This is a genomic window from Microbacterium sp. NPDC056736, assembly GCF_042790415.1.
In the GTDB taxonomy this organism is placed as follows: domain Bacteria; phylum Actinomycetota; class Actinomycetes; order Actinomycetales; family Microbacteriaceae; genus Microbacterium.
The window spans coordinates 322,244-336,071 of sequence record NZ_JBHTZE010000004.1 but is presented as its reverse complement, the minus strand read 5'-3'; the positions used below and the strand labels follow the sequence as shown (position 1 = coordinate 336,071).

Below are 13,828 nucleotides of genomic sequence, written 5' to 3'. Positions count from 1 at the left end.
CCGGCCCTGGGCAGCGGGACGAGCCTACGCGGGCAGCCGCCAGTCCACCGGCTCGGCACCCTGGATCGCGAGCAGCTCGTTCGCTCGCGAGAACGGCCTGGCGCCGAAGAAGCCCCGGCTCGCAGAGAGCGGGGACGGGTGCGCCGATTCGATGACGGGTGTGTCCCCGAGCAGAGGCCGCAGGTTCGCGGCATCCCTCCCCCACAGGATCGCCACGAGCGGCCTGTCACGGGCGACGAGCGTGCGGATGGCGTGCTCGGTCACCTTCTCCCACCCCCAGCCGCGGTGCGACGCCGGTGCCCCCGGGGCGACCGTCAGGACGCGGTTGAGGAGCATGACGCCCTGGTCGCTCCAGGCCGACAGGTCGCCGTGGGGCGCCCGGGGGATGCCGAGGTCGGCCTCCAGCTCCTGGTAGATGTTGGCGAGGCTCCTGGGCAGCGGACGCACGTGCGCGTCCACGGCGAACGAGAGGCCGATCGGATGCCCCGGCGTCGGGTACGGGTCCTGCCCGACGATGAGCACCTTGACGTCGGCGAGCGGGCGCTGGAAGGCCCGCAGGACGCGGTCGCCGGACGGCAGGTAGGGGCGTCCGGCGGCGACCTCCGCCCGCAGGCGGTCGCCGAGCGCCGCGATGTCGGGGGCGACCGGCTCGAGCGCCGCCGACCAGCCGGCGTCGATGAGCCCCGCGCCGGCGAGCTCGGGGAGGGTCATCGCCATGTCAGGCACGCTCGGCCGCGGTGGTCATCACGAGCTCGAGTCCGCCGTCTGTCGCGGTCGTCGCGAACGAGACCGACACCGAGGCGAGCTCGGCGAGGGAGGCGACGTGCGTCCCGCCGCAGGGGATGCGGACCTCGGTGCCGGGGAGCTGACACACCCACGTCCGCCGGTCGGCGAGCGCCTCACCGTCGCGGACGATGCGCACGGCGCCGTCGGCTGCGACCCACTCGGCCAGCAGGGCGTCCACCCGGGCGGCGAGCGACCCGAGGTCCTCCAACGCCGCGGGGTCGAAGCCCTTGCGACGCAGCGACTTGCCGATGCGGTAGACGTCGCGGGACCCCTCGGGGAGGATGCGCGACTCCTGGATGGCCAGTGCGTCGAAGGCCGGTGCACCGAGCGCGTCCAGCGGTGCCGGCTTGCGCCACGCGTCCGCGAGCGCCGCGTCCAGCGCCAGGGAGGCGAGGTGGCACGCGGTGTGGCCGCGCGAGAGGGCGGCGCGGTAGGCGGCATCCGCCTCCACCTCGACGCTCGCGCCGGGGGCGACCCCGTCACCGGCGACGACGTGGGCGACGACGAAGCTCCACCCCTCGGTCCCGGTGCGCACGGGGACGTCGGCGCCGAGGAGGAGCTGCTCGCCCTGCGCGGCGCCCACCACCGCGTCGACGACCGGGAGCTCGACGCCGCCGATGCGGAGGACGCCTCTGTCTGCGGGCTGGTCGGGCCATGCCGTGTCGACCGGGTGGAACGCGGTGCGGTCGAGGATGACGGCGGTGCGCCCGTCGCCGGCCGGGGCGACGTGCACCACCGTTCCGTGCGAGACGGTCGCCCCGTCCGGGTAGGTGACGACCGTGCCGCGGTCGAGCGTCACGGTGCGTCCACGCCGCGCGGACGCAGCGGACCGCGCGCGAGCAGGTGCTGTGCCGACTGCGCGACGGGGCGCATGGTCACCAAGTCCAGATTCACGTGGCCGGGAGCGTTGAGCGCGTACGCGATCACGTCGGCCACGTCGTCTGCCGTGAGGGGCTCGCGCACGCCTTCGTACACGCGCTCGGCGGCGACGGTGTCACCGCCCAGGCGGTTGAGCGTGAACTCGGGCGTGTGCACCATCCCCGGCGCGATCTCGACCACGCGGATCGGCTCTCCGTTGAGCTCGAGGCGCAGCGCGTGCGCGAGCATCGCCTCGGCCGCCTTCGCCGCGTTGTAGCCGGCGCCGCCTGCGTAGGCGTGCTGGGCGGCCGTCGAGGTCACGAAGAGCGTGTCGGCGTGACCGTCGGATGCCGCGGCCCGGCGCAGCTGCGGCAGCAGGGCCGCCACGAGGCGCTGGGCGGACAGCACGTTGGCCTCGAACATCCACTGCCAGTCCTCGACGCGCCCGTCCTCGACCCGGTCCGTGCCGCGGGCGCCCCCGGCGACGTGCACCAGCGCGTGCACCGGGCCGGAGCCGTCGAGGAACGCCGCGAGCGCCTCGACATCGGCATCCGTCGTCAGATCGGCGGCGAACGCGACGGCGCCCGTCTCGTCCTCGAGCGCCGCGAGGCGGTCGGCCCGCCGCGCCACCCCCACCACGTCCCAGCCGGTCGCGCGCAGCGCGCGGACGGCCGCCTCCCCGATCCCCGAGCTCGCCCCGGTCACCACAGCACGTCTGTTCGCCATGACCTCCACGCTACCCACAGTCCCCAGCCCCGTTCACTCGCGGGCGGTCCGGGGAGGAGGGGGCGGTGAGCGCGTTACGTCACATTTCCCCCGCGTTGTCGACAACCGCGGTTCTCCGTACTGTCGAACCCGGCTGGGGGCGCCTGCTCCCGGCATCCGAACCCGCAGGAGCAAGCCATGTCCGCACCCGAGAACTGGCGTTTCGAGACCAAGCAGATCCACTCGGGGGCCCAGCCCGACCCGGTGACCAAGGCTCGTGCGACGCCGATCTACCAGACCACGTCGTACGTCTTCGACAACGCCGACCACGCGGCGAACCTCTTCGCGCTGGCCGAGTTCGGCAACATCTACACGCGCATCCAGAACCCGACGCAGGCGGTCGTCGAGGAGCGCCTCGCCGCGCTCGAGGGCGGCACCGGCGCTCTGCTCCTCGCGAGCGGCCAGGCGGCGGCGACCTTCGCGGTGCTGAACATCGCCGAGGCCGGCGACCACATCGTCTCGTCGAGCTCGATCTACGGCGGCACGTACAACCTCTTCAAGTACACCCTCGCCAAGCTCGGCATCGAGACCACGTTCGTCGAGAACCAGGACGACGCCGAGGAGTGGCGCCGCGCGGTGCGCCCCAACACGAAGCTGTTCTTCGCCGAGACCATCGGCAACCCGAAGATCAACGTGCTCGACATCCGCACCGTCGCCGACATCGCCCACGAGAGCGGCGTGCCGCTCATCGTCGACAACACGATCGCGACGCCGTACCTCATCAAGCCGTTCGAGCACGGCGCCGACATCGTGGTGCACTCGGCCACCAAGTTCCTCGGCGGCCACGGCACGACCATCGGCGGCGTGATCGTCGACGGCGGCACCTTCGCGTGGTCCAAGAACGTCGAGAAGTTCCCCGGCCTCACGGTTCCGGACCCTTCGTACCACGGCGCGTCGTACACCGCCGCGGTCGGCGACGGCCTGGCCTACATCATCAAGGCGCGCGTGCAGCTGCTCCGCGACCTCGGCTCGGCCATCTCGCCGAACAGCGCGTGGCTGCTGATCCAGGGCATCGAGACGCTGTCGCTGCGCGTCGAGCGTCACGTGCAGAACGCGCAGGAGATCGCGGAGTGGCTCGAGAACCACGGCGACGTCGCGTCGGTGAACTACTCGGGCCTGCCCACCTCGCCGTGGTACGCCGCCGCGAACACGTACGCCCCGAAGGGCGTCGGCGCGGTGCTGTCGTTCGAGCTGAAGGGCGGCGTCGAGGCCGGCCGCGAGTTCGTCAACTCGCTGACGCTGTTCAGCCACCTGGCCAACATCGGCGACGTGCGCTCGCTCGTCATCCACCCGGCCTCGACGACGCACTCGCAGCTCACGCCCGAGCAGCAGCTCACCGCCGGGGTCACCCCTGGCCTGGTGCGCCTCTCGGTGGGCCTCGAGAACATCGACGACCTCAAGGCTGACCTCGAGCAGGCTCTCGCGGCCGCACGCCGCGTCTCGGAGGCCGCTCGCGCCTGACCCCCTCCTCGGGACGCGGATGCCCCGTCCCGGCGCGCGGCGCCGGGACGGGGCATCCGTCATCCCGCCCGTAACACGCGGCCTGCCCGCGACCCGGCACGCGAGAATGGACCGATGGACTGGCAGACCTCCGAGGACACGGTGCCGAGCGCGCCCGTCACGGAGGCCGACGCCCGCCTGCTGGGCGGGCGCCCGCCCGCCACCGGCGCCTGGCGCGACGGCGACCCGCCGGGCGACCGGCACTTCGCCGCCTTCGGGGCGTTCCGCACCGAGGGCGGCCGCGAGCTGCCCGCCTACCGGCTCGCGTACGAGACGTGGGGCGAGCTGAACGCCACCCGCGACAACGCCGTACTGGTGCTCCACGCGCTCACCGGCGACAGCCACGTCCGCGGGCCGGCCGGGGCGGGGCACCCGACCTCCGGCTGGTGGGACGACATCGTGGCCCCGGGCGGCCCGATAGACACCGATCGCTGGTTCGTCGTCGCACCGAACATGCTGGGCGGATGCCAGGGCTCGACGGGTCCGGCATCCATCGGTCCCGACGGCTACGAGTGGGCCTCGCGCTTCCCGTACCTGACGATCCGCGACCAGGTGGCGGCCCAGGTGCGCCTCGCGGATGCGCTGGGGATCGACGTCTGGGCGGCCGTCGTCGGCGGATCGATGGGCGGCATGCACGCCCTGGAGTGGGCGGTGTCGCTGCCCGAGCGCGTCGCGCGCGTGGGGATCCTGTCGTCGCCGCCGGTCAACACCGCCGACCAGATCGCGCTGAACTCGGTGCAGCTGGAGGCCATCCGCATCGACCCGCGGTTCCAGAGCGGCGAGTACTACGACGCCGCCGACGGGGACGGGCCGACGCGCGGCCTCGCGCTGGCCCGCCGGATGGCGCTGCTGAACTACCGCTCCCCCACCGAGCTGAACCAGCGGTTCCAGCGGTCGTGGCAGTCCGGCGTCAGCCCGCTCGGGCGCGGCGGCCGGTTCGCCGTGGAGTCGTATCTCGACTTCCACGGCAACAAGTTCACGCGGCGCTTCGACGCGAACGCGTACATCACGCTCGTGGAGGCGATGAACTCGCACGACGTCGGGCGCGACCGCGGCGGTGTCGAGGACGCGCTCGCCCGCGTCACCGCGACGGCGCTCGTGCTCGGCATCGACAGCGACCGCCTCTTCCCGATCGACGGGCAGCACCGCATCGCCCGCGGCATCCGCAACACGCTCGACGGAGACCGCGCCGTCGTGCTCTCGAGCGACTTCGGCCACGACGGGTTCCTCATCGAGACGCACGCGGTGGGGACCCACCTGCGCCGGCTGCTCGAGTCCTGATTCACGTCGCCGCGGTATCACCGTCCGCGAGGCGCTCCTCTCCCACTGGGCAAAGTCCCAAGGAGGGAATCATGAGCACTGACACCAAGCCGGGCGCCGAGTCGCCCGAAGACGCCTTCGCGGCCCAGCCCTTTCTCCGCGAACAGCTCGGCGTGAACGGCACCCGGGAGCGGTCGCCCGGCGAGCGGCGGGCACCGCGGCTGCCGGTGGACATCCGCTCCTCGCTGGAGGCGGTGCGGCCCGAGCACGGGAGGTTCCACGGCGCGAAGTTCTCGCTCGGATACTTCCCCGCGCACGAGGTGTTCTCCTCCGCCGCCGACAAGTTCGGCTACCTGACCAAGACCAGGGTGCGCAAGGCCAGCCGGCTGCCCCTCGACGACACCTCGCGGGATCTGCTGACGCAGCTGGGCAACCTGATGGCCAACAGCGGACGCGAGACGGCGTCCGACTCCGCGACCCCGTCGGGTTTCACCTACGTCGGGCAGTTCGTCGACCACGACATCACCCTCGACGTGTCGTCGGCCCTCGACTCGCCGACGCTGGTCGACGCGGGCGTCATCAACAACATGCGCTCGCCGATGCTCGACCTCGACAGCGTGTACGGGCGAGGACCGGCGGTGGATGCCTTCCTGTACGCCGCACCGGCGCCCGGCGAGCCGGCCTCCGCATTCCGCATGCTCATCGGCACGAACCTGTCCAGCGGCGTCGGCGGTGCCGGCGGGGCTGCCGGCGCGGCCGGCATGGTCGAGCACACCGACTGCGACGTTCCCCGCACCTCGGCCCTCACAGCGATCATCGGCGACCCGCGCAACAACGAGAACCTCATCGTGTCGCAGCTGCACCACGCGATGCTGCGGTTCCACAACGCGATCGTCGACTCCCTGGTCGCGTCCGGATTCCCCGGCGACGTCTTCGTCGAGGCCAAGCGGCAGGCGACGCTGCACTACCAGTGGGCGGTGCTCAACGACTTCCTGCCCCGCATCTGCGGCCAGGCGGCCGTCGACGCGGCGATCGCCGGAGTGTCGGCTCCGATCGGCGGCGCGTTCCAGATGCCGGTGGAGTTCTCCGTCGCCGCGTACCGGTTCGGCCACAGCATGATCCGCGACGACTACTGGCTGAACTTCGAGCTGCGCACCAAGCCGATGTCGGACGTGTTCGCGTTCATCCACGAACCGCACCTGCCGGTGCGCTCGAACTGGGTGGTCGACTTCAACGCGTTCTTCGAGACGGGCTTCGCCGTACCGGTGTTCAACAACGCGCGCAAGATCGACAGCGTGCTCGCGAGCGCACTCGAGGATCTCGACGGCAGCGGCACGAACGCGCTCATGAGCATCCTCGCGACGCGCAATCTGCTGCGCGGTCTCGTGCTCGGGCTCCCCAGCGGGCAGGCCACGGCGGCGGCGCTCGGCGTGCCCGTGCTCAGTGCGGCCGAGCTCACGGGCGCGCTCCCCGCCGACGAGGTGGCCGTCCTGCAGCAGCAGGGCGGACTCCTGCTCGAGAAGACGCCGCTGTGGTACTACATCCTGCGGGAGGCGATGGTCGCGACGGGCGGCGAGCACCTCGGGCCGTTGGGGGCGAAGATCGTGGCGGACACGTTCGTGACCATGCTCCGCCGCGACGCCCTGTCGCTGCTCAACGTCGGCTTCACCCCGACGCTTCCGAGCGCGGTCGCCGGCGACTTCACGTTCGCGGACCTCGTGCGCGTCGCCGGGGTGCTGGAGCCGTGACGACCGCTCAGCCGGTGCGCTGGTAGCGCCACGGCAGCGCCCCGATCTCGAGGCGATGACGCGATCCGGATGCCTCGGCCGAGGCATCCGGATCGTAGTCGTCGTCGCCCTGCCACAGCAGCACGGGGCCGTCGCCGCCGCGGCGCGCGACCGTCTCGAAGCGCTGCACGCCGCCGAGGCGCGCCGCGCCGACGACCGACGCGGTGTCGTCGTGCTCGGCCAGGCCGTGGAGCGTCACCCACGTCGGCGGATACAGCGTGAAGGCCCCGCGCCCGTGACGGGCCAGCGCCTCGGACGGGCGGATCCACTCCGCCGCGACGGCCTCGTCCGCCGCGGGTGTCAGCACGCCGGTCGCGGCCGTCGCCACGAAGAACCACGTGCGGATCCGCAGTGCGAGACCCGGTGGCGGGTCCCAGCACGAGAGCGTCACGAGGGCGTCGCGATCCACCGACAGCCCCGTCTCTTCGCGCGTCTCCCGCACGCCCGCACGCCGGGCCGCCGCCTCCTCGGGCTCGGCGGGGTCGGGTCCGCGGTCGGCATCCTCGAGCTTGCCGCCCGGGAACACCCACGCCCCCGCGAACGAGCCGCGGTCGGGTCGCTCGAGCATGAGCACCTCGAGGCCGGCGCGCTCCACGCCGTCGCGCAGCAGCACGACCGTGGCGGCGACGGGGATCGCGGGGTCGGTTGCGTCCTCGGGGCGTCGCGACCGGTCGCCGAGCGGGAGGTCCATCGCCTCAGTCGGCGTCGTCGCGCCGCAGCGCGCGCTCGAGGCGCTCGATCTTGCCGTCCAGCTCTCCCGAGTACCCGGGGCGGATGTCGGCCTTCAGCACGAGCGAGACGCGCGAGCCGTAGGGCGCCACCGCGTCGCAGGCGCGCTTGACGACCCCGAAGACCTCGTCCCACTCCCCCTCGATCTCGGTGAACATCGACGTCGTGCGGTGCGGCAGCCCGCTGTCACGGACGACGCGCACCGCGGCGGCGACCGCATCGTGCACCGAGCCGTCGGCGCGGCCGGTGCCGCTCGGGGCGACGGAGAAGGCGACGAGCATGGGGACCTCCGGTTCAGGGGATGAGGATGGCGGGCGGCAGGCGCCGAGGCCGGCCTGCGCGCTGCGCCGGCGACGGCCGGCGCAGCCGGCCCACGTCTACTCTGTCACGCGGCGGCGCACGGCCGGCCGCACGCGCACCCGCACGAGTCGGACCACGACCCACGCGAAGAGCGCGAGCAGGAGCAGGTTGCGCGCGACGAGGAGCCCGACCGCGGCCGGCGCGAGGACGAGCAGCGCGTCGTACCAGAACGGGAAGATCAGCTGCGTGAGGGCGAGGATCGCCAGCGTGAGGGCAGCCGGTGCCCACCAGCGGCGGCGATCGAGCACGAGGCCCAGGACGAGCGGTGCGACCAGCCACGTCATGTACTGGGGCGAGCCGACCTTGTTGAGGACGATCAAGCCGAGCACCAGGGCCGCGGCGAGGGCGGGGAACAGCGCGACGAAGCTCGCGCCCCGCCACGCCTTCAGCGCGCCCGCCGCCGCGATCGCGAGCGTGCCCGCGACGAGGATGGGCGTCATCACGGCGATGACCCCCTCCACGCCCGGGCCGTCGACCTGGAAGGTGATGAGGTCGAAATCGTAGACCACCTCGACGCCCGGCACGCCCGCGGCGGCCATCACCATGTACACCGTGCTCACCGGTGCCTCGATCTGCAGCCCGCGCGACGTCTGGTCGCCGACGAAGCCGAGAAGGTGTGCCCCGCCGCCCGCGACGAAGACGGCGAGCGCCACGGTGGCGGACACCGCCGCCGCCGCCCCGAGGACCGCGAGCCGCCGCCGCACCGCGATGACGGCCGCGGCGAGCAGCGCGGCCGGCCACACCTTGATCCACGTGGCCACGGCGAGCAGCGCCGATCCGAGCCACGGGCGGCCGACGAGCCACAGCGAGCCGGCGACCGCGAGGGGCACCGTGACCGCGTCCAGGCGGAACATCCCGACGCCGCCGAGGGCGAGGATCGCCGCCAGCCAGAACCATGCGGCCGCCATCCGGCCGCGGGAGCGGCCGCGCCCGACGAGGACGCGGAACGCGACGGCGTCGAGCGCCGTGACGAGCAGGCCCCACGCGAAGACGTAGTCGAGCAGCCCGGCGACGGCGCCGGCGGTCAGGATCGGCAGCTGGGCGAGGACGGGGTAGATCCAGTCCGCGGTGATCCCCGGGAACGCCTCCCCGGTGAGCGCGAGCCCTGCCCACCACCGGTACAGCTGATCGACGTCCCACGAGGCGGCGCGATCGTCGGCGAACCCCAGCCAGACCACGACGGCGTGGACCAGGACGAACGCGATCCACACCACCGCCCGCCCAGACACGCCCTCCATCCTAGGGACGCGCCACGACTGCCCCGTCACGCGAACGGGGCGCGGGTCAGGCCGCGAGCGCCTCGGCGACCACGCGCGGCAGCGCCTCGGCCACGTCGAGCGCCGTGATCGGCCCGCCGCCCGGGGACGCCGGGCCACCGGCGGTCGAGCCCGCGCCGGCGGCGGCGATCGCCCCCGCACGGCCGTGCAGCCAGGCGCCGGAGGCCGCGAGCGCGGCGAGGGAGGCGGCATCCGCCGTCTGGTCGTGCGCCATCGCCCCCGCCACGAGCGCCCCGATGACGCCCGCGAGCACGTCGCCGGTGCCCGCCGTCGCGAGCCACGGGGTGCCGGCCTCGACCGTCGCCGCCCACCCGTCGGGAGCGGCCACGACGGTCACGGCCCCTTTGAGCAGCACGACGGCGCCGGTCGCCGCCGCGGTCTCACGCGCAGCCACGACCCGGTCCGTCGGCGTGTGGCCGAGTCCGAGGGCCGCACGCAGCCGGGCGTGCTCACGGTCGTGCGGCGTCAGGATGCGCGGCGCGGTGGCCTCGGCGGCGAGATCGAGGGCCCCGGCGTCGACGACGACGGGATCGGTGTCGGACAGCAGGCCGCGCAGCGCCGCGGTGTCGGACTCGGTGCGGACGGCGGCATCCGTCCCCGATCCGATCACCCACGCCTGCACGCGGCCGTCCGCGGTCACGGTCTCGGGCCGGCGGGCGAGCACGAGCGCCGTCGGGTGCTCGGGGCCGAGGTAGCGCACCATGCCGAGGCCGGTGCGCCAGGCGGCCTCGACGCCCAGCACCGCGGCACCGGGATACGCCTCGGACCCGGTGCGCATGCCCAGCACGCCTCGGGAATACTTGTCATCGGCGCCCGTCGGCCGCCGCAGGGCCCGCGCGGCGTCGGCCTGCGACCATGCCCGCAGCGAGTGAGACCGCTCCATGCCGTCACAGTACCGCTCCCCCGAACCCGGCCCGGAAGACCCCATGCCCCGACTGTTCTCCCCGATCACCCTCCGCGACGTCACGATCCGCAACCGCCTGTGGGTGTCGCCCATGTGCCAGTACAGCGCGGTGGACGGCGTGCCGCAGGAATGGCACCACACGCATCTCGCGCAGTTCGCGTCGGGAGGGGCGGGGCTGATCGTGGCGGAGGCGACCGCGGTGTCGCCCGAAGGGCGCATCTCGCCCGAGGACGTCGGACTGTGGACGGACGAGCAGCGCGACGCGTGGGCGCCGATCGTGGCGGCCATCCGTCGCCGTGGGGCGGTGGCCGGCGTCCAGCTCGCGCACGCGGGGCGCAAGGCCTCCACCTGGTCGCCGTTCTCCGGACGCCGCGGCTCGGTGCCGGCCGAGGAGGGCGGCTGGACCACCGTCGCACCCTCGGCGGACGCCTACGACGGCTACGCGGTGCCCGTCGCCCTCGACCTGGCGGGCATCGACCGCATCGTCGCCGCCTTCGCCTCGGCGGCCCGCCGCGCCGTCGACGCGGGATTCCAGGTGCTCGAGCTGCACGCGGCCCACGGCTACCTGCTGCACCAGTTCCTCTCGCCGCTGTCCAACCTCCGCGACGACGAGTACGGCGGCTCGCTGCGCAATCGCGCGCGGCTCCTCCTCCGCGTGCTGGAGGCGGTGACGGATGCCGCGCCCGGCGTTCCGCTCATCGTGAGGTTCTCCGCCACCGACTGGGCGCCCGGCGGCTGGGACGCCGACGACACCGTCACGGTGGCGCGCTGGGCCGCCGAGCGCGGCGCGGACTTCTTCGACATCTCCAGCGGGGGCCTCGTCTCGCACCAGCGGCTCACGACGGGCCCCGGCTACCAGGTGGGCCTCGCGGCGCGCGTGCGCCGCGAGGCGGGTGTGCCGGTGAACGCCGTCGGCATGATCGACGACGCCGCCCATGCGGAGCGGGTGCTGGAGGAGGGGGCGGCCGACGCCGTCATGGCCGGACGCGAGTGGCTCCGCGATCCGCACTACGGCCTGCGGGCCGCCACCGAGCTCGGCGCCGACATCGAGTACTGGCCGGCGCAGTACCTCCGGGCGCGGCCGGCCTCCTGACGGCGACGGCGAAGCCCCGGGATACCCGGGGCTTCGCCGCGCGTCAGAAGCCGCGACGACGGGTCGCGTCCTGCACCTCGCCGATGAGCTCTTCGATGATGTCCTCCAGGAAGAGCACCGCCGTGGTCTCGCCGGCCTCGTTGCGCACCTGCGCGAGATGGCGGCCGGCCCGGCGCATGACGGCGAGGGCGTCCTCCAGGTCGGTGGTCTCGAGCACGGGCACCATGTGGTGGACGCGACGGGTCGTGATGGGGCGCGCGACGTCGGTGGCGGCATCCGGCCCCTCCGCCGCCCGCAGGATGTCCTTCAGGTGCACGTAGCCCAGCGGCGCACCCTCGTCGTCGACGATCACGTAGCGCGAGAAGCCGTGCTTGGCCACGGCGCGCTCGATCTCGTCGGGCGTCGTCCGCTCGGGGAGCGTCACGAGCTGCGACAGCGGCACCGCCACCTCGGCGGCCTTCTTGTCGGTGAACTCGACGGCGGCGGCGACCGTTCCGGCCGCGTCGTCCAGCACGCCCTCGATGCGCGACTGATTGACGATCGTCGCGACCTCCTCGAGCGTGAACGTCGAGGCGGCCTCATCCTTCGGCTCGACGCGGAACAGCCGCACGATGTGGTTCGCGATCCAGTTCAGGGTCACGATCACCGGGTGGAAGAGCTTGGACACCCACACGAGCGGCGTGGCGAGCATGAGCACGGCGCGGTCGGGCACCGAGAACGCGAGGTTCTTCGGCACCATCTCGCCGAACACGACGTGCAGGTACGACACCAGCAGCAGGGCGATCGCGAACGCGACGCCGTCGACGACGGCCTCCGACCAGCCGGTGAGCCCGAGCGGCTCGGCGAGCAGGTGGTGGATGGCGGGCTCGGACACGTTCAGGATCAGCAGCGAGCAGATCGTGATGCCCAGCTGGCTGGTCGCGAGCATCAGCGTCGCGTGCTCCATCGCGTACAGCGCGGTCTTGGCCGAGCGGGAGCCCTTCTCTGCCAACGGCTCGATCTGCGAGCGGCGGGCGGAGATGACGGCGAACTCGGCGCCGACGAAGAAGGCGTTGGCGATGAGCAGCACCACGAGCCATGCGATTCCGGCCCAGTCGTTCATCGACGCTCACCCCCTTCCGTCGTCGCCGCCGCGTGCGGCATCGGCGTCGGGACGAACCGCACCCGCTCCACGCGGCGTCCGGCCATGCGCTGCACCTCGAGGGTGCCGTCCTCGATCTCGACGGTGTCGCCGACGGCGGGGATGCGCTCGAGGACGCTCATGATGTAGCCGCCCACGGTGTCGTAGACGTCGCCCTCGGGGATGCGGATGCCGGTGCGATCGCGCACCTCGTCGGGGCGCAGCTCGCCGGGGAACACCACGGTGTCATCGACGCGGACGATGCCCGCGCGGCGCCGGTCGTGCTCGTCGAGCACCTCGCCGACGATCTCCTCGACCAGGTCCTCCAGCGTCACCACGCCCGCGGTGCCGCCGTACTCGTCGACCACGACGGCCATCTGGTAGCCGCGAGCGCGCAGCTCGGCGACGAGGACGTCGAGGTGCACCGCCTCGGGGAACCGCAGCGGCTCGGTCGCCAGCGCGGCGGCGGGCACGTCCGCGCGGCGCTCCCGCGGCACGCCGACGGCGGCCTTGAGGTGCACGATGCCGGTGATGTCGTCCATCGACTCGCCGTAGACGGGGAAGCGGCTGTGCCCGGTGCGGCGCGCGAGCTGGATGACGTCCTCCGCGGAGTCGTCCGCGGCCAGCGCATGGATGCTCGGGCGGGGCGTCATGACGTCGGCCGCGCTCAGGCGCGCGAAGGTGAGGCTGCGGTCGAGCAGCGACGCGGTGTCCTCCTCCAGCACGCCGGCGCTGGCGGAGCGGCGCACGAGGCTCGACAGCTCCTCGGCCGTCCGCGCGCCCGAGAGCTCCTCCTTGGGCTCGACGCCCATCGCCCGCAGCACGCCGTTCGCGCTGCCGTTGAGCACGACGATCGCCGGGCGGAACACCGTCGTGAACCCCACCTGGAAGGGCATGACCAGCTTCGCGGTCTGCCTCGGGATCGCCAGGGCGAAGTTCTTGGGGACCAGCTCGCCGATGATCATCGAGAACACGGTCGCGATCGAGACGCCGATGACCGCGGCGAGGGGCCGCGACACGCCCTCGGGGATGCCCCACGTGTCGAAGACCGGAGCGAGCAGGTTCGAGATCGCCGGCTCCATCGTGTAGCCGGTGAGCAGCGTCGTCAGCGTGATGCCCAGCTGCGCACTGGACAGATGCGTCGACGTGATGCGCAGCGCGCCGATGGTCATCGAGAGCCGCGACTCGCCGGCCGCCTGACGGGCCTCGAGGTCGGCGCGGTCGAGGTTCACCAGCGCGAACTCGCTCGCGACGAACAGTCCGGTGCCGATGGTGAGCAGGAGCCCCACGCCCAACATGACGTAATCCATCACGCGCACCCCCTGTTCGGCCAGGAGTCAGGCCGGTGCATCCGGGAGTCGGGTCGGTGGGGCGATCGTCTGCAACTGG

The 13,828-nt window shown here is 73.1% G+C and carries 13 protein-coding genes; 4 read left to right on the top strand and 9 right to left on the bottom strand.

Annotation, left to right across the window (positions count from 1 at the left end; genetic code table 11):
• Positions 1-24: 24 nt before the first annotated feature.
• From ACFRAL_RS10930 to ACFRAL_RS10920, 3 genes are read right to left on the bottom strand one after another with little or no spacing between them, the layout of a single operon-like run.
• On the bottom strand, positions 25-717 hold the full coding sequence (locus ACFRAL_RS10930; RefSeq protein WP_378882659.1) for a uracil-DNA glycosylase: 693 nt from the start codon (positions 715-717) through the stop codon (positions 25-27).
• A gap of 1 nt (position 718) precedes the next feature.
• Positions 719-1,585: a metal-dependent hydrolase gene (locus ACFRAL_RS10925; RefSeq protein WP_378882656.1), complete on the bottom strand. Its 867-nt coding sequence runs from the start codon at positions 1,583-1,585 to the stop codon at positions 719-721.
• On the bottom strand, positions 1,582-2,370 hold the full coding sequence (locus ACFRAL_RS10920; RefSeq protein ID WP_336398532.1) for an SDR family oxidoreductase: 789 nt from the start codon (positions 2,368-2,370) through the stop codon (positions 1,582-1,584). Before ACFRAL_RS10920 ends, ACFRAL_RS10925 begins: the two co-directional genes overlap by 4 nt.
• A 177-nt stretch (positions 2,371-2,547) precedes the next feature.
• Here ACFRAL_RS10920 and ACFRAL_RS10915 point away from each other — a divergent pair, with 177 nt between their 5' ends.
• From ACFRAL_RS10915 to ACFRAL_RS10905, 3 genes are all read left to right on the top strand, one after another.
• On the top strand, positions 2,548-3,870 hold the full coding sequence (locus ACFRAL_RS10915) for a bifunctional o-acetylhomoserine/o-acetylserine sulfhydrylase (RefSeq protein WP_336398531.1): 1,323 nt from the start codon (positions 2,548-2,550) through the stop codon (positions 3,868-3,870).
• 114 nt (positions 3,871-3,984) lie between these two features.
• Positions 3,985-5,190, top strand: a complete 1,206-nt coding sequence (locus ACFRAL_RS10910; protein WP_336398530.1) for a homoserine O-acetyltransferase — start codon at positions 3,985-3,987, stop codon at positions 5,188-5,190.
• 71 nt (positions 5,191-5,261) lie between these two features.
• Entirely contained in the window at positions 5,262-6,917 is a 1,656-nt protein-coding gene (locus tag ACFRAL_RS10905; protein WP_378882652.1) for a heme peroxidase family protein, read from the top strand.
• A 7-nt stretch (positions 6,918-6,924) separates the two neighbouring features.
• Here ACFRAL_RS10905 and ACFRAL_RS10900 read toward each other — a convergent pair whose 3' ends face one another.
• From ACFRAL_RS10900 to ACFRAL_RS10885, 4 genes are all read right to left on the bottom strand, one after another.
• Positions 6,925-7,647, bottom strand: coding sequence for an NUDIX domain-containing protein (locus ACFRAL_RS10900; RefSeq protein ID WP_378882649.1), 723 nt, complete (start codon positions 7,645-7,647; stop codon positions 6,925-6,927).
• Positions 7,648-7,651: 4 nt separating this feature from the next.
• Complete coding sequence (locus ACFRAL_RS10895; protein ID WP_336398527.1) at positions 7,652-7,966, bottom strand: thiamine-binding protein; 315 nt, start codon at positions 7,964-7,966, stop codon at positions 7,652-7,654.
• Between the two features lie 96 nt (positions 7,967-8,062).
• On the bottom strand, positions 8,063-9,274 hold the full coding sequence (locus tag ACFRAL_RS10890; RefSeq protein WP_378882646.1) for a hypothetical protein: 1,212 nt from the start codon (positions 9,272-9,274) through the stop codon (positions 8,063-8,065).
• Between the two features lie 55 nt (positions 9,275-9,329).
• Positions 9,330-10,205 carry an NAD(P)H-hydrate dehydratase gene (locus tag ACFRAL_RS10885; protein ID WP_378882643.1) on the bottom strand — a complete coding sequence of 292 codons (876 nt, stop codon included), beginning with the start codon at positions 10,203-10,205 and terminating at the stop codon, positions 9,330-9,332.
• A 43-nt stretch (positions 10,206-10,248) separates the two neighbouring features.
• On the opposite strand from ACFRAL_RS10885, the gene ACFRAL_RS10880 reads away from it, so the two are divergent.
• Entirely contained in the window at positions 10,249-11,319 is a 1,071-nt protein-coding gene (locus tag ACFRAL_RS10880; protein WP_378882641.1) for an NADH:flavin oxidoreductase/NADH oxidase, read from the top strand.
• A 43-nt stretch (positions 11,320-11,362) separates the two neighbouring features.
• On the opposite strand, the gene ACFRAL_RS10875 is transcribed toward ACFRAL_RS10880, so the two are convergent.
• On the bottom strand, positions 11,363-12,421 hold the full coding sequence (locus ACFRAL_RS10875; protein WP_336398523.1) for a hemolysin family protein: 1,059 nt from the start codon (positions 12,419-12,421) through the stop codon (positions 11,363-11,365).
• The gene (locus ACFRAL_RS10870) at positions 12,418-13,749 is read right to left on the bottom strand and encodes a hemolysin family protein (RefSeq protein ID WP_378882826.1); all 1,332 of its coding nucleotides are present in this window, start codon (positions 13,747-13,749) and stop codon (positions 12,418-12,420) included. The genes ACFRAL_RS10875 and ACFRAL_RS10870 overlap by 4 nt, the downstream gene beginning before the upstream one ends.
• Between the last annotated feature and the right edge of the window lie 79 nt (positions 13,750-13,828).